This window comes from Lactiplantibacillus sp. 30.2.29 (assembly GCF_018991255.1).
Taxonomy (GTDB): domain Bacteria; phylum Bacillota; class Bacilli; order Lactobacillales; family Lactobacillaceae; genus Lactiplantibacillus; species Lactiplantibacillus pentosus.
The window spans coordinates 1-16480 of sequence record NZ_JAGYGU010000041.1 but is presented as its reverse complement, the minus strand read 5'-3'; the positions used below and the strand labels follow the sequence as shown (position 1 = coordinate 16480).

16 protein-coding genes and 1 tRNA gene are annotated in these 16480 nt (G+C 44.3%); 2 read left to right on the top strand and 15 right to left on the bottom strand.

Annotated features, from left to right (window positions below; all coding sequences use genetic code 11):
* Window positions 1-15 precede the first annotated feature (15 nt).
* The 6 genes from KGF65_RS15310 to yycF form a co-directional block, all read right to left on the bottom strand.
* Window positions 16-1278 carry a S1C family serine protease gene (locus KGF65_RS15310; protein ID WP_050338042.1) on the bottom strand — a complete coding sequence of 421 codons (1263 nt, stop codon included), beginning with the start codon at window positions 1276-1278 and terminating at the stop codon, window positions 16-18.
* A 110-nt stretch (window positions 1279-1388) separates the two neighbouring features.
* Window positions 1389-2204 (bottom strand): MBL fold metallo-hydrolase, encoded by an 816-nt coding sequence (locus KGF65_RS15305; protein WP_003637298.1) that lies wholly within the window; start codon window positions 2202-2204, stop codon window positions 1389-1391.
* A 379-nt stretch (window positions 2205-2583) separates the two neighbouring features.
* A complete protein-coding gene (locus KGF65_RS15300; RefSeq protein WP_050338043.1) occupies window positions 2584-3435 on the bottom strand; it encodes a two-component system regulatory protein YycI in 852 nt (283 codons plus the stop codon).
* Window positions 3436-3446: 11 nt separating this feature from the next.
* Window positions 3447-4772 carry a YycH family regulatory protein gene (gene yycH / locus KGF65_RS15295; protein WP_159255834.1) on the bottom strand — a complete coding sequence of 442 codons (1326 nt, stop codon included), beginning with the start codon at window positions 4770-4772 and terminating at the stop codon, window positions 3447-3449.
* Window positions 4753-6627 (bottom strand): cell wall metabolism sensor histidine kinase WalK, encoded by a 1875-nt coding sequence (gene walK / locus KGF65_RS15290; protein WP_216748702.1) that lies wholly within the window; start codon window positions 6625-6627, stop codon window positions 4753-4755. Before walK ends, yycH begins: the two co-directional genes overlap by 20 nt.
* A gap of 13 nt (window positions 6628-6640) precedes the next feature.
* Window positions 6641-7348: a response regulator YycF gene (gene yycF, locus KGF65_RS15285; protein WP_003637294.1), complete on the bottom strand. Its 708-nt coding sequence runs from the start codon at window positions 7346-7348 to the stop codon at window positions 6641-6643.
* Between the two features lie 321 nt (window positions 7349-7669).
* On the opposite strand from yycF, the gene KGF65_RS15280 reads away from it, so the two are divergent.
* Together KGF65_RS15280 and KGF65_RS15275 are read left to right on the top strand one after the other, a co-directional pair.
* Window positions 7670-7742: transfer RNA gene (locus KGF65_RS15280), tRNA-Lys, on the top strand.
* A gap of 257 nt (window positions 7743-7999) precedes the next feature.
* Window positions 8000-8941 (top strand): hypothetical protein, encoded by a 942-nt coding sequence (locus KGF65_RS15275; protein ID WP_216748701.1) that lies wholly within the window; start codon window positions 8000-8002, stop codon window positions 8939-8941.
* 72 nt (window positions 8942-9013) lie between these two features.
* Here KGF65_RS15275 and KGF65_RS15270 read toward each other — a convergent pair whose 3' ends face one another.
* From KGF65_RS15270 to KGF65_RS15230, 9 genes are all read right to left on the bottom strand, one after another.
* A complete protein-coding gene (locus KGF65_RS15270) occupies window positions 9014-9379 on the bottom strand; it encodes a hypothetical protein (RefSeq protein ID WP_216748700.1) in 366 nt (121 codons plus the stop codon).
* A gap of 158 nt (window positions 9380-9537) precedes the next feature.
* Window positions 9538-9807 (bottom strand): head-tail connector protein, encoded by a 270-nt coding sequence (locus KGF65_RS15265; RefSeq protein ID WP_003643632.1) that lies wholly within the window; start codon window positions 9805-9807, stop codon window positions 9538-9540.
* 118 nt (window positions 9808-9925) lie between these two features.
* A complete protein-coding gene (locus tag KGF65_RS15260; protein WP_216748699.1) occupies window positions 9926-11506 on the bottom strand; it encodes a phage major capsid protein in 1581 nt (526 codons plus the stop codon).
* A complete protein-coding gene (locus tag KGF65_RS15255; protein ID WP_216748698.1) occupies window positions 11496-12602 on the bottom strand; it encodes a phage portal protein in 1107 nt (368 codons plus the stop codon). Before KGF65_RS15255 ends, KGF65_RS15260 begins: the two co-directional genes overlap by 11 nt.
* A gap of 29 nt (window positions 12603-12631) precedes the next feature.
* On the bottom strand, window positions 12632-12835 hold the full coding sequence (locus tag KGF65_RS15250) for a hypothetical protein (protein WP_064578491.1): 204 nt from the start codon (window positions 12833-12835) through the stop codon (window positions 12632-12634).
* Entirely contained in the window at window positions 12789-14492 is a 1704-nt protein-coding gene (locus KGF65_RS15245; protein WP_216748697.1) for a terminase large subunit, read from the bottom strand. Before KGF65_RS15245 ends, KGF65_RS15250 begins: the two co-directional genes overlap by 47 nt.
* Window positions 14489-14962 carry a phage terminase small subunit P27 family gene (locus KGF65_RS15240; RefSeq protein ID WP_216748696.1) on the bottom strand — a complete coding sequence of 158 codons (474 nt, stop codon included), beginning with the start codon at window positions 14960-14962 and terminating at the stop codon, window positions 14489-14491. The genes KGF65_RS15245 and KGF65_RS15240 overlap by 4 nt, the downstream gene beginning before the upstream one ends.
* Before the next feature lie 892 nt (window positions 14963-15854).
* The gene (locus tag KGF65_RS15235) at window positions 15855-16244 is read right to left on the bottom strand and encodes an HNH endonuclease signature motif containing protein (protein WP_216748695.1); all 390 of its coding nucleotides are present in this window, start codon (window positions 16242-16244) and stop codon (window positions 15855-15857) included.
* Window positions 16237-16480: head-tail adaptor protein (locus tag KGF65_RS15230; RefSeq protein WP_216788227.1), on the bottom strand; the 244-nt coding region annotated here is incomplete at its 5' end. The genes KGF65_RS15235 and KGF65_RS15230, both read right to left, overlap by 8 nt.

Genomic DNA, 16480 nt, shown 5'->3' with positions numbered 1-16480 from the left:
TGAAAATCTCATTTACTAGTTACTTTGTTTATTTAACGTTTTGGTAGTTTCTGTTAGCTTCATCGACGTCGTCTTCAGCTTACCGTCATGATAATACTTGACCGTTACCGTATCGTTGACGGAATGTGCGTATAAAGCACTCCGTAATGTGGCGAGGTTCGTGACCTTCTTACCACCGAGTTCCGTAATCACGTCGTACTTGGTCAAACCAGCCGTCTTAGCCGGTGAGCCTGAGTACGTCTTCATGATAACGACACCCTTCTTCACGCTTGATGGCAACTTCAATACTGATGAGCGGTCGCTAGCGGAGATATTAGCCACGTTGTAGGTCGCAACCCCTAAGGCTGGCCGAACAACTTCACCATTCTTCACTAACTCGTTGATGATTTTAACGACTTCGTTACTTGGAATAGCAAAGCCCATCCCTTCAACGCTCGTGCCGGAATTATCCGAAGCCAGCTTCATCGAGTTGATCCCGATGACTTGGCCCGCAATGTTGAACAGCGGCCCACCTGAGTTCCCAGAATTGATGGCAGCATCCGTTTGAATAACCGTTGCGTAACCAGTCGTCTGTCCAGACGTGTTCGTCGTCGCCACGGTCCGTTTCTTCGCGGAAATAATCCCTTCCGTCAAGGTCGTGGCGTAATTAGATCCCATCGGTGACCCGATTGCCAAGGCCGTTTCACCAACCTTGATATTGTCGGAGTTACCGAAGCTAGCCGTCTTCGTGACCTTTGAAGAATTAATCTTCAGCACCGCTAAGTCGGTTACAGAGTCGGTTCCGACGATTTTAGCCGTCAGCTTGGTTCCGTTACTCAAAATAACCCGAATCGCGTTTGAGCCGCTAACAACGTGGTTATTCGTGACGATGTAGGCTGCGCTACCGCTCTTCTTGTAAATCAGACCAGAGCCTTCACTGTATTCTTCCAGTTTGCTAGAACTCGAATCTGAACTCGAAGAACTGTCGCTGCCTGATGAATCATCGCCACCAAGAATGCCGCTCCAGCCACTCGTTGAACTTTGCTTTTGCAAGTTGATCACTGAGACCACGGCTGCCTTGTTGTTCTGGAACACCTTGGTTGCCTGTGAGCTGACGTTGACCTTCACGTTCGTGGTTGAAGTTGACCCTGATTTGTTCGAGCCAGTTGGTACGCTAGTTGATGAGGTCGCAATATTGTTGTTTTGGAAATAAGTGATACCTCCATATGCAACACCACCACCGATGAGTCCAGCAACTAGTGCCGTTACTGCGACTTTAATTAATGATTTGTTAGCCATAATTGCGCGTCGAAACGCGATCCCTCCCTACTAATGCTGATTTTAAGTCTATTTTAGCGAAAAAGTGTGATTTTTTTATGATCGAAGCGTTGCGAAACATTAAAGCTAGCCTATAGCGTGATTAACTTCGTCGCTTTTTCTGGGTCAGTATCGTATAACTGAAAATCATGTTCCACGCCAAAATCGTGCTCAGTCATCATTGAAGCCACTGTCAAATGAGCCAATGATTTCAGGTTGTTATCCTGACTCCGATGTCCTAAGTAAATTCGTTTGGTCCGATGACCGATCACATCCATCAAAGCGTTAGCGCCATCTTCGTTGGACAAATGGCCCTCATCACCGATGATGCGCTGCTTCAACGGCCATGGGTAGCGGCCCATCCGCAACATCTCCAAGTCATGGTTGCATTCGAATAAGTAGCCGTCCGCGTCACGAATGACCCCTTCGACATGCTCTGAAACGTAGCCGGTATCGGTAATAATGACAAACGACTTCCCAGCATGGTGCAGTTCATAAAACTGTGGTTCGGCCGCATCATGCGAGACACTAAAGGATTCCACGTCGAGGTCCCCGAGGTCCAAAGTCGTATCGGGGTCAAAAACGTGGCATAGCTCAGCAGGGACCTTGCCAATTTTGTGAGCCATGGCATCCCACGTCCCCTGGTTGGCATAAATATCTAACCCGTACTTCCGGGCGAGGATTCCCGCTGAGTGACAGTGGTCAGTATGCTCATGACTAATGAAGAGACTATCGACTTCATTAATATCGCGGCCAATCGACGCCATCAAATTCGCGATTTTTTTGCCGCTTAGCCCCGCATCGACCAACACTTTATGTTCTGGCGTTTCAATGTAAGTCACATTGCCGGTACTGCCCGACGCCAGAATACTTACTTTCATATCATCCGTTGCTAATTTTAATACCATTATTTAGGCTCTTCCTATCTCTGAAATCCATTACTATCTTTACATGATACACGCTTTTAGCAGGCTTGAAAAGTGAACGACCTGTTGCGACGCTGGCTACCGGGTCAAACGCGCGCGTCAAGGCTCCGGACTAGCATTGGATCGGCTGGCCCGCTGATTGCATTAAAACGCCCGTCTCCGAATAGTCGCGGTCTGCTCAAAACAAATAGCTAGCCGCTTCTAAACAAAAAAGCCCCACCAACCTGAGATTCGCCACCAGCCGCAACACCTCAGTAACCAGCTATATCTGATTACCGTTTGTCCGGCGCAACGAATCCCATAGATTGCGGGACCCCTTCTTTATGACACAATCACGCGTAAGACCTGCTTGACTGTGCGTTTATTCTACGATATTCCAGACCATCCCAGCGGTCGTATCCAGACTGCTGGTCGTGGCGGAATTACTATTTTTCATCGACGAACCCGTAAAGGCATTGATGCGGTGCAAGCTCACATTGGAGCTGTTCTTACTACGAACGGCAAAAATCCACGTCGGCACGTAGACACTGCTGTCTTTTAGCTTCAGCAGGCGTGAATACCCAAGCTTGGCCCACACGATCCGTGAACTACTGGAGACTTGGTTATACTGATACAGCGCCACCAGCGCCTTTTTCTCACTAATGGTGACCGCTTTTTCACGCAACGTTTTGACATTCGCCACGTAGGTCTGCGTATAGCCGGTCAGCTGTTTTTCTTTGTTGACAAACAGGTGCACTTGCCCGGCGGCCGTTAAGATCTCACCATCCGCAACCTTTTGGACAAACACATAGTCACCATTGGACGATAAGTCCGCATCATACACGTATTCCGACCCATGAATCACGTTGGTACGTTGCTTCATGAAAGTCGTCAAATCTGATTTGGGTTTACTCGTATCGATGGTGGTCGTTGCCCGCAGCGTGCTGGTTAGTTTGCCACTACTTTGAACCCGCGCAGACTGTTCAGTTAACTGACTCAACGATTGCTTGAGGCCACTCTCATTACTGCCCGCAATGTAGTAGCCGGTGCCTTCGTGTGTGTCTGGATCTTTGAAACTAATATTATCAGAGCGCATCTCACGAATCACCGTGGTCGCGGTATCACCGGTCGTTTTCGTTGACTTGGAACTCGTCTGAACGAACATGTAACCTAGAAAGATATCGAGGACGACGAATGCGAGTAAGAAGATCCACTCAATTCTCCGAAAATTCATGCGGCCACCTCCTAAGATCCACTCAACATCGACGTATAAGTCCGCCAACTGCCGTTATAGTAGACATAATACGTCGGCGTCAAATCGATCACGAGTTTGGATGACTTGTTTTGCGTCCATTCATACCCCAATTCGATGCTGCCGATTTTACTATCTTTGTAGCCCGCGGCCTTCAACTGTTTCAAGACGCTCGTCGAACTTGGTAAGGTTACCGCCTGCTTCTTGCCCGTCGTTGGGACTGGCACTTGTAAACTGTACAAGGAGAAGTAGTAACGGTCCAAACCGTTAGACGTCAGCTGAATCCGCACGTCACCATTCTCGGTCTGATTAAAGATTGGGAACCCTTCAACGTAACTTCGATAGATGACGCTATTACTCGTGGCGTCAAATCCATAATAGCGGATATTATCCATCGCCACGCCGAGACTAGCCAACAAATTAAAACTCTTCTTTAACTGACTCGTCAGCGATAAGTTCCGGGTCGTGCCCGAATCACTATAGTCCTCAAAGTAAACCGTGCCGAGCTTGGAATCGACCGTCATCCGCTTGTAACTACCGGTGGTGTACTCTTGTTTGCCATTGCGATTATGCACCGAAACGGTCGAGTTCCCATCCGCATCTAACAACCGGTTGGCGATTTCACTAGCCGCCGCCTTACTCATCAAGTAGCTATAGTGTTGCATCGTCACTTGCTTCGGATAGTTGATATGCGCTTCGCCATTGCCGTAAGACATCTTGACCGCGATCTGCTTGACCTTATCCGTCGACAAGACCCGTTTTAAAGACTTCAGCGACTTATGCTTCAAACGCACACTGTAGATTTCGTGATGGTCATCATTCAGAAAGTAGATGTGATTGGTATCATTGACCGGAATCACGATCCGACTGAATTCTGAAGACCGAAAACTATTCAAATTTTGCTTAAAAACCGTATTAAACAGGCTGACCGTGATGCTATCCGGGAAATTCAAGACGTATGAATCTTCGCCATTCAGCAGCGCTTGATAGCTCTTGGCTGACGAGATGCGCACTTTGGAGATACTCCGCGCATCCCACTTTCGCAACTGCTCACTAAACTGGCTCACTAAACTAACATTTTTATTGATCAACAGGGACTGCTTGCCCTGACTATTCGTGTAAATCAACTGGGTCGGTAAATAAATATCATCGATCGTCCGGGTGGTTAACGAGGAGTTCGATGAAGCCGTACTGACCTTGCTTTCGTGTTCATAACGCGAGGGATTTAGCCAGATGTACATGGATAAGACCACGCTTAATAGAATCAAAAGCGTCAATAGTACGGGTAAGATAAATCGTCTAATCTTGTGAGTCGTCATCCCAAAGGTCCTCCTCCTCATAAGGTTCGTACGGCAAGGAAATGTAGAACGTCGACCCCTTACCTTCAACACTATCGACCCAAATGCGACCGCCTAGCATCTGGACAACTTCCTTCGAAATCGCCAAACCAAGCCCAGTCCCACCTTGAGCACGCGACCGCGCTTTATCCACGCGGAAGAAACGGTCAAAGACGTGGTTGAGGTCTGCTCGTGGAATCCCCAGGCCTTGGTCAGAAATACTAATGATGACCTGGTTATGCGTCTCCAACAAGCGGCAAGTGACGACGCCACCATCTGGTGAATACTTGATGGCATTGTTCATAATGTTGTCGAGGACTTGGGTGAACTTATCGGTATCGATTTCGACCCACAAGTCTCGTTTGGTAAATTCTCGTTTGATCGTGTAATACTTCGCCGGATTGTCATCCTTCTTCAAAATCATATCGAATCGGTCCAGAACATAGTTGAACATCTCGTTGATATTAACCAGCTCCATGTCAACACGGGTCGTTCCGGAGTCCATCCGTGACAGGCTCAGGAGTTCATTGATCATGCGAATCATCCGGTCCGTCTCTTCTTGTGTCACCTTCAAAAAGCCCGGGGCGACTTCTGGATCCTTCCATGCCCCGTCACTCAATGCTTCAATATAACTCCGCAAACTCGTCAGCGGCGTCCGCAATTCATGTGAGACGTTGGAAACGAACTGTTTGCGGTCATTATCGATCTTCTGTTGTTCCGTGACGTCGTGGAGCACGCAGACCAAGCCACTAATGAAGCCAGATTCCCGCTGAATCAGTGAGAAGTAAGCATTCAGAATCAAATCACGCTCATTAGAAGAGAGGTCTAACATTAATTCGTCCTGATTCTCAATCAAGTCACGTAACGAATAGTCGTCACGAATCTTGAGGACGTCTAAAATCGAACTCCCAATCGCCTTCTCAGCGGTCACGTCCATAAAGTCCGAGGCCGTTTCATTAATGATCATAATGTTACCGCGGCGGTCAGTCGCAATAACGCCATCACTCATGTGGGAGAGCACACTGTCCAAACGCCGCCGTTCCGCTTCAGTCGATTCTTGCGATTCCTCGACTCGAATCGATAAGTTATTGATGGCTTTCGCCAATTGGCCCAGTTCGTCATCACTATAGACACGCACTTGGCCCGCATAGTCGCCACGCGCGATTCGCTGGGTTTGTTGCTTCATTTCTTCAATCGGTCGCGTTATTGCCCGGGCAATAATGATGGCAATCCCTAGTCCTAACAGCATCGCGACTAACGAGGCAATCACAAAGATCCCCATGATGTTGTTGATCGTACTATAGACCGACTTCATATTCGCACGGACATACAAGACCCCGACTAACTGGCTACTGTTCCCAGTCGAGTTGGAGCTATACAGTGGCACGATTGAAATATAGTAACGACCATTATTCTGCGTATCATAGGTACTCTTGGTGTAAGTTCGATTGTTATAAATTGCGTTCTTCACGTTCCGGTCCGTTGTTTTTTGACCGACGATCGATTGATCATTAACGTCACTGGTCCCGCGAATCGTCCCCTTGCTGTCAACGACCCGAATCTCGTCAACATTCGTATTATTATAGTTGGAAAGAATCGTCTTAATCTGACCATTGGCTTTACTCGTATTGTTAACGGTCAATTGTTCCGCTAGCGAGTTGTCAATATAAGTTGGAATTTGAACAGACTGTTTGAAATCTTGAATGTTACGCGATTCCAGCTGTTTCACAAAGATCGCCCCAACGATTTCCAACGTAATTAGTAATAGTAAGGCAAAGACTAGCGCGATTTTAAAATTAATCGTTTTAAAAAAATTTTTCCGTTTAAATCTCAACACGGTTTAGCAACCTCTACTCGTTTTCTGGATTGCGGAGGTAGTAACCCACACCCCGCCGAGTCACCAGCCATTTCGGGTGACTCGGATTATCTTCAACTTTTTCACGCAACCGTCGTACGGTCACATCAACGGTCCGGACATCACCAAAGTAATCGTAGCCCCAGACCGTCTGCAACAAGTGTTCACGCGTCATCACTTGACCAATATGTTGGGCTAAGTAATGTAGTAATTCAAATTCACGATGCGTCAATTCAATGTTTTCACCACGTTTGGAGACCATGTAAGCCTCGGGATGGATGACTAAATCACCGATTTCGATATCTGAATTCTCTTCGACTTCGGCTGGCTGCGCACTTGGCGCACCTTGCCGCCGTAAGTTTGCCTTGACCCGAGCCACTAACTCGCGGTTTGAGAACGGCTTAGTCACATAATCATCGGCACCGAGTTCCAGTCCCAGGACTTTATCCAATTCAGAGTCCTTAGCCGTAACCATGATGATTGGCATGTCATAATTCTTCCGGACTTGTCGGGCGACTTCCAGACCGTCCATCTTCGGCAACATTAAGTCTAAGAGGATCAAGTCAGGATGGACTTCATCGACTTTTTGCAAGGCTTCCTCACCGTCAGCGGCGACGTGAACTTCATAGCCTTCTTTAGTCAAATTAAACTTCATAATATCGGAGATTGGTTTTTCATCATCAACAACTAAGATTTTTTTCATAACGATTCTTCCTCCTTAGGGGAAAACAGGTTTACATTTCAATTTTAAGGTGGTTCACGATTAATTACGAGAAAAGGTCACTTTTCTCGCGTCAGGTCGGTTGAAATAAAATTCAACACTGTTTTTAGTATATCACAAATAGGGTTGGCTTTCTTTGATTGCCAATCCGCGTGGCCGTAGTATTTCCCGGGAAATACTCTGATAATTACGGTAACCGTTTTCATAGGTAATTCAGCAAAAATTTGCGCTTTTTTGAAAAAAAACACAAAATAGTGTTGTCAGAACTCAGAATTCATGATATTATATTTTTTGTTGAGTTATGGGCAGTTAGCTCAGCTGGCAGAGCAACGGACTCTTAATCCGTGGGTCCAGGGTTCGATCCCCTGACTGCCCATCATAAACCATTAACCAGTTTTCATGCAGTGTCAAAAACACCGTGATTACTGGTTTTTTTGTACTTTAACCGCAAATATTGTTGTCATTAGATGTCATCTTTTTTCAGTAAAAGTAAGCCAATTGGTAAGCCAAAAAATATAACAAAAAAAGCCACTGTTTCCAGTGACTTAATACTTGCGCGGGGCAGTGACTGTTAGCCAAATTGGTTAGCAGTTTTTTTAATGCTACAATTAATCAGGAAAGAAGGTTCCAACTATGACTGTTAATAATTTACAAGGTGTTATCAAATTCACTCCAAACGCTTCTGAAGTGATAGCAGAAAAATATTTTTACCTTTCAACAGTAGATACTTTTTTAAAAAACAGCAATAATTCGCATAACAAAATTGATGATTCTGATGAGGGATTTGCCTATCTGAATAACGAAGAAAAAGTTTCATATACAGAAATAATTCAAAGTTATTCAAGATCATGCCAAGCATATATTTCGTGTTTCACGCTTCTCTATGCGAATGACTTTTATGAGGACGGGAAAATCAAAAAATGCGTAGCTAACCGACTCAAACAGGATAATAATAAAGATAATGAACAGCGAAATGTTGTAATATATAAGAATCTTTCATCAACTATTTGTTGGATTAATAATCAAACGGTTGAGTTTATTAATCGTGATATAAAAAAGCCACCATTTGACACAGAACAAGTTCAGTCATTTTCAACTGTAAATGTAGTCGATTTTTTGCAGAATCTTTGCTTGGATGATCCTGAATTATATAAAAATTTCTACAAAACTCTTAAAGATCAGGGATTTCCTCGTAATTTTGACCAAGATATGTTGGATTATTTAAAAAAGGAGAATCAGTTAGAGAAAATAAACCAAAGAACAGATGTGACACTAAAAGGACGTAACATTAAATATGGATCTCAAAAAATAAATTTTCCAGATAAAAACACTTTCCTTAGCCACCTAAAAAACGATGTAGTAAAAAAAGAAGAACTGGAAAAATATTTGGAAGTATGTTTACTGGAAAAGGACAAAAAATACAGAGAACAGAATGAATATAGACTTCTAGTTACTGAATTCAACAATACCAACAATTTTCCAAAAGCATTAAAACTATTTACGGCACGAAATTGTTTTGGACCAAATGTAGTAAAATACGATGACTTTGATAGCCTTTATCGTTCCCTTTTATAATTAAATATTCTAAGCCAGTAATCATAGAACTGAATGCTGGCTTTTTATTTTATACACATACCTAGTACCTTTTTATAACTGCATGTACATTGTACTAAATAATGTTAAAGCTTGATTTTTTAAGTAGTTAAACTTGCTGACACTAACTGATAATCGCTGGCAAGCTTCGTTGCGGGTGAAACGTTTCTCAATAATATAGTTGTGTAAGATAAATTGATATTGTGGATCATCAATCGCATTGAGGGCGTCTTCTACTTCTTTTAGCTGGTAGGACAGGTCAACATGGTTTATCAGGCGGCTTTCAGCACCGTTTCGGCTGCTATGGCTTGATGCTCCATCGAATGAGGGGCTAGAAACTTGATTAAAAGCCGTCAAATCACGTTTTAGTTTGGCATATTTCTTTAATAAATTACGAATTTTCTTAACATCTTGGCGCATTGGAATCACACTTTCTGGTTCCAGATATATGTATTAAAAAACGGGGCTATTACACCCCGTTCCGACTAATATCAACACAATGAATACTTATATTATAACACTTAAAACAAATATTTTCACTTATAATCGTTTCACATGAAACGCATTCACTTTAAAACTTATCCGGTTACTAAGCCGCGCAATTGTTGAATCATGCTGACAACTTGATACGGTGTTTTTGTCATATCAGTTACTCGGTTTTGATACCAGAATTGCGTCAGCAAGGACACCGCAAAATCGTACTGTTTGTAGATAGTCAAATCCTCACTTTTGCTAACGGCCGTCTGAACATAGTCCTCGGCGGCGTCTAAATAGCTTTTAATCATTGGATCATCTTCGGTTACATCAATTCGCAGGCTTAGTTTAATATCATCAACGGTTACAGCCATGTAATCACTCCTTTTTAGGGGGGGTAACGAATCGTGCCCCCCTTAGTTTTAATTTATGTATAGGGGGTGTCTAAAAATGGACACCCCTTTGTATAGCCGTCCCCAAAAGTGGGTACGATTATTTACCAGCAGTTGCGGTTCCTAACGCCACGTTAATTACAGCGGTCTTATCAATCACTTCATAATCATTCCGCACAATGACGGAAAGTCCTTGACTGAACTGGTCGAACTTGTCCCATTGGGCAGTTACTTGGTTACGCCGGAAAACAGCCACGGCTTGTGATAAGTCCCCCGCAATCATTGGGAACGTCCCGTCCGCGTTGTTAGCCAGCAACTTATCACTAATCATAACAACTGGTGCCCCTAATAAGGTGAAACCACTGGGTGCCGTTGGGTTCGGCTGTAATAGGTAACGGCCCTCGGAATCTTTGAGTGTATCAAGGTAATTAAACCCGGATTGGTTCACTAGCCACATCTTGCTCAAGGCGGGATCTAACGTCACGTTGAAAATCTTTTTAAGATCATCAATACTGGTGGCCGTTGCTTTAGTAAAGCTACTACCCGTTAACAGTCCCATGATCTGCGTGTTGTCCGTGTTATCAACCAATTGTTGTAATTGCGTTTTGACTTCACTAACAATATCAACCTCGGCGTCTTCCACTACTTCGTTAGATAAGGCAATTTTACCCGCCCGGGTCTTCACATCAAATGGCACTTCCGTAAACATGTTCGCGTCAACATCGGCAATATCGGCGAGTTCGTCCTTAGTAGCCAGTACCGCAGATTGTTGACTAGTGGCAATTGGATAAGTCCCGGAACCGCTAGAAACTTGCTTAACTGTTGCATATTGGGCAAGGTTGTAATTAGATTGCTTTAATTGGAAAACAGGGGTAATCAGTTCCTTAGGAATAACGGCACTGGCACCGTCCGTCTTTAAACCGTCCCGAGTTTCACCGTGTGTCCGTACATATTGCTCAAAGGCGGGAATACCAGTTTTGTTTTCGTTGCCATTGTCGTTGGTATTAGGATCAATAATTGTTTGTTTTGCCATGTTGTCAGGCTCCTTTGCTTGATTGATAAATTTTTCGTAACTACGACTTTCAATTTGAATTACTTGCTGAACACTCGACTGTCCATAACTTGGAATAGCCGTAGTCGTTAATTCGTATAAGTCTTTGATATGGTTGACCGTTCGGGTAACTTGACCGCTCGCAGTATCTTGCGTCCAAGTATCATCGCCATTGTCTAAATCAAAGGTGAACGAGCACCCGCCAATCACTCCATTTTTAATATTGTTATACGTATCCATTGCATAACTAACGCTAGGATCTAGCTCCGCCGTAAACTTTAAACCCGTATCATCAACGCTCGTGGTGAGGGTTCCGTTGTCGGCCCGGGCCAATGGCTGGGCCCAATTATGACTATTTAATAGCACTAATTTTGATAAATCCAAGCCATCAAGGGCGGCGGGATCAATCATTTCAACAAATTCGGTGCCATCATTCGTACTCATTTTCAATGAGGGGCTATTGAACACCACGGCATAACCAGAAATAACTGGCTTGCCGTCAACTTGTTGGGCTTGCGTGGCTGGTTCACCTGAATTGGACTGATCCTGATTTTCGGGTTCGGTTGGGACGGCGTCACGTTTTTCTGCTTTCAGTTCAGCCGCCAAGGTAAATCGTTGCTTATTCTTCACTCGTATTCACTCCATTCTTTTGTAAGTTTAGGAAAATATTGCCATCGTCAGTTGGTGGCAAGCCAATCTTGGCCCGAGCTTCGTTACGGCTCATAACGCCGCCAGTGAAACCAGCCACCGCTTGGGCTTGTTGCGTTTGCGGATCAAGGCTCAATAGCTTGTCCGTATTAAACGTGAAGTCATGACCAAGCTTGAATGACAGCTCGCTGGTAAAGCTATCAAAGTAATGTTGCAACGTGCCTTGTAGATACTGCACGCCACTTTGTTCTTGGTTAGAATGATCGTTTTCAACCCCTAAGCGCTCCGGTGGTAAGCCAAAAGCTTTAGCAATTTGTCGGGTCGTCCAGTCATTCGAGTTGACCAGTTTTAACACATCGGTATTTAAGGATAAGTTACTAATATCCATCGTGTCATCGGTCACAATCGTGTTGATCGCGTTGTCACCCGTATTGGCTTCATCAAACTGGTTGCGAATATTGCCCTTAGCTTCCGGCCCTAAATCAGATTGATGGACTTTAATAATCGTGGTGCCGTGCACACCAGCAGTAAAAAAGCCGGTTAGCAATTTATTGCCGGCCGACTGAATCTGGCGCTCATCTTTGAGGGCATATAGAGGACTAATTCCCGATACGCCGTCTTTGGTGAAATATTTAAAATGTAAAATGTTGTTAGGTGCAATCTGACGACTATTACCGCCAATTGGGGTATAGGTGTAGGTCAACGCCCCACTGACGTCATCTTGTTCAACTGTCATTTGGTTATTTTGCACAAATTTAAGTGTGTGATTAGGCAAAATCTCCGCAAAACTATTGCCATTGAGTAACAGGTTAGCCGCCAACGCATATTTAAAATGGTAGCCGTCCATCTGACTATTGGGGGTCTGATTAATCATCGTGTTAAAAATGGCCGTATCGCAAACAATCGGGTTGCTGGCAATATCACTGGCGATAATATTAATGGCCGCATAAATATCGCTATTCCGTAGAACCTCAGCGCTTACAAACGTATATGGATCATTGCTTGATAAACTAACCAAAGCGTCGGCCACCGGATCATGCGTGCTACTGGTGGTACTGCTTTTAACGAAGAAACTCATTTAATCACCTCACCTTCTTAATTGGTTGGTTAAAACTCATCGCGGTTCTTTTCATAATTAATTAATAAAGCTAAGGCTATTAAACTTGCACCAGCTAACATCAAAGCCGCATTAAGCCCTAACCAGCGGCCAAAACCGATTACTAGTAGCAATATTCCGAACAATAATAAACCGGTTTGGAAATAATTAAAACAAGTCTTTAGCAGTCGCTGTTTTGTAATAATCTTCTGCATGTTGTTGCGCCTCACTTTCTTGATAATAGTCCATACCCGCTACAAACGCGTTAATCAACGCCGCAATTGGGTCAATCCGGTTACTATTGCGGGCTTTATCCAGTTGCCAGCCATTGTTTAGCACTTTTAAGATGGCGTTATTGACCGCATAAGCGAGAATCTTGTTGCCGTTATGTTTAATCTTGTCATCGTAAAGCTGATCACGAAAATTGCGGGTTGGAATATTCAAAGTCTTGGTGCCTTGTCGCACTTCAAATAATGGATAATTGAGTTTTTCAAACTTAGTAATCAAGGTCTGCGCATTGTACGGGTCATACGCGATGGCTTTTACTTTCCAGTTATATTGACCGACCAGATTTTGCACGTAGTCGAATAGCTCATCATAATCAATCACACCACTATCAAGGCGAGTAATACTACACTCACCAGCGCGCTCCATTGACCGGTAATCAATCCCATCACGTTTAATCTTAGAATCCAGGCCGTACTTAGTGCCCACAAACGAATGACTATCACAATAAAACTGACCGTTGCCAATTGGTATCAACCAACTAACCGCGGTCAAGTCATTACTTTTGGATAAATCAATGCCAATATAGGCGTCACGATTATGTAAGTCGGGCACCTTGGCCAATTTACCAGCGGCCCAATCGTCCGCAGAAATATAACTATCCTCACTGGCTTGCAACCACATATTGAAGTTCTTCACCAGCACCGGAATGAGGTTATTTTGCTTAATGGCAAGGTCAACATCGGCCTGAATTTTCTCCGTCATGCGTTGCTTAACGTGTGGTTCACTGAATAACGGGTTGGCCTTGATCCAATTAGCTTGATCGTAAACTTCTTCGCGGTCGTCAAGTTCCCAGATTGCCACAAAATAACGGTCAGCTTCGGTTTTGCCCTTTAAAACGTCCGTCAGCATGTCATACTCGGCGTGCATTGGGACATTAAGGTTAAGGCCCGAGGTGGAAATTACCGCCAGTAGAGAATTATCCTCTTGTGCTTGACCAGACTTTAAAACGTTGTACACCTTGCGGTCTTTAGCTTCGTGCCATTCATCTAAAATAACAGTAGTCCCGGCATAACCATCAAGCGTACTGGTATCACTGGCAAGGGCCAAGGCTTGCGAATCAGTTTCTAAGTCAGTAATGGCTTGTTTTTGCACCTTAATGCGTTGTCGCATGTACTTTGATTGCTTGCGCACTTGCCGTAGCCCACTTGAAAGCATGTCATAGCCTAATTTAGCTTGTTTAAGGGCGTTGCTGACGAATAATACCTGTCGGTTACGGGCGGGCTGACGTTCTCTTAAAAGACCATTAGCGGCCATACCAGAAGCCAGATAGGTTTTACCGTTCTTCCGAGCCATACTAATGAATGCTCGATCATAGCGCCGATTACCGGTTGCTTTTTCACGCCAGCCATACAGCTCACTAATAATCCATTTTTGAAAGGGTTGCATGGTAAGTTGACTACCGTCAGTTTTCGGCATTAATTCGATAAATTTAACCGCTTGTGCCGCTTTGTCTTCATCATAGTAGAACGGGAAGCTAGTTTCCTTAGAACGGCTTAAATCGCGTTTAAATCGCTCACACGCCCATTTAATCTTTTGACCAGCCAACACTTGGCCCGATAAAACTTGGTCAACATATTCAATCATGACAACATCGCCTCGAAAGTGTCTTCGGGCGTTTCATCTTTTTGCTTGTTTAATTCCATGCGTGCCCGGCTAGATAACGACATTCCTAAATCATTGGCTAAGGCTTTTAAATCCTTCATCGCTTGGGACTGCAAGGCCACGTAAGGGTTCGGCTTACGTACACCAGTATCTTGATTAGTTTGTACCAGTCCGTTCTTACGAATATCATTCTCACAAGTCTGCACCGTGGCATAAGTGCGGCAATAACTGGCTAACATGGCCCGGTCAAGTTCACTAATTGGGGTATTGGCCTTTAAATAAGGCGCTACCCGTTGCCATTCAGTTAAGGCCCGATCGTGTAACCAATCTGGCGGGGTTAAATCAAGCACCGGATAATCAAATAACGCTTTTTCAGCGTCTTTACGTTGATCACGCTCATCATTGGTTAAATGTTTATTCATACTAGCCAAGGCTTTTACTTTTCGACCCATTCGGATCACTCCTTTCATTTAAGTTTACGCACCAAAAAGCCACCACGAGTTATACCCATAGCGGCTTATTGAACATATATCCAGAATTCGTTTATTATACCTATATTATCGCGCATATCTCTAAAAAGTGCAAATAATAACATGTACATGTTGACATGTTACCCCCTGACTGTTTATTTGTTCAAATTTCGCATTATTAGTAGTGATATTTCACAATCCAGCAAAATAAGCAAAAAATCAAAGTTAAAAAGGGACTTTTATAAACACAAAAGTATGCTGTCCGCTCCTTTTTGGTCGACCATAGCCCCCCCATATCAACGTTTCTGGGCTGTCATGCCGTTTTGAATTAGTCTCGTGGCCGAAAATTAAGCCGCCAACTTGAATTGCAAGTCGAAAATATCTACTCACTAACTCACCCGAAAATTCAGGGCAGTATTCCGCACTTGTGAGGAAACATCTTTGCTGTCCAACTCAGCCGAATTGTTCACTTGGCCGAAAACTTGGCGCAGTCAATTGCCACTTTTGGCAACGTAGACGCAAAATGCGGGTTGGTTAGGTCAGCGGAAAACTCCGCTTAGTAGCTCAGCTGAAAGTTCAGCGCAGTATTGCGCAGATCTATTGCCTAAGTTAAGCTTAGGTATCACAAGCAACCTGTCACGTCATCTTAGCGAGTCAGCCAGCGTACCAAGTTAGTGCGTTACGACAGGTGTGTGCCACGTTGTGCCAGGTATGTACCACGTTAGGCAGTCTTCAAAGTGTTGATATATCAATGTTTGTTCCACGTGTACCACGTGTACCACGTTAAAATGAACATTTACCGTTATAGTATGTAATAGGGTTAATTTAGCAGATACTAAAAAAGCGCCGTACCTTTCAGCACGACACTCATTGATTATTTAGTTTGTTGTTTCCGTTGTTCTCTAACCAATCCCGTTTTTCGGTTATGGTGTCGGTAGCACAATGGCTGTAGGTTGCTTTCATCTAAGCGACGTGACCAGTCGTCTTTGATTTCAATAACGTGATCAACCACATCAGCCTTACGGATCACACCATCTTGGTAGCACTGTACGCATACCGGATTGCTTTCAAGGAACCGCCGTGACAACTTGCGCCATGCCGAAGACTTGTAGAACTGTTGATACTTGCTTTCATCTGAATCGTACATGCGTTTGTGATACCGCCACTTGTTAGTGGCCTTGCGGTGCTTCTCGCAGTAGCGTGTGTCATAGGCAACCAACGTTCGACAACCCGGGTGCTCGCCCTGTTTCATTGGCTTAGCCATGACCGTTAACCTTAGTTAGTGTGACCACGTCATAAGCATTCATCTCGCTATCAGAACTAACGCCAGCAACGCGATACGTCACCCCATCTAATATTGCTTCCAAGGTTGTCGTGATTCGATCGTCATGGCGCACTGCAATTAGCTGGTTAGTTGTCGCAGTCGTACCAGTAAGGCTAATCGTGTTACTGATGGTCAACGTATACTCACCACACCATACCGAGAAAGTCGGCGAGAAC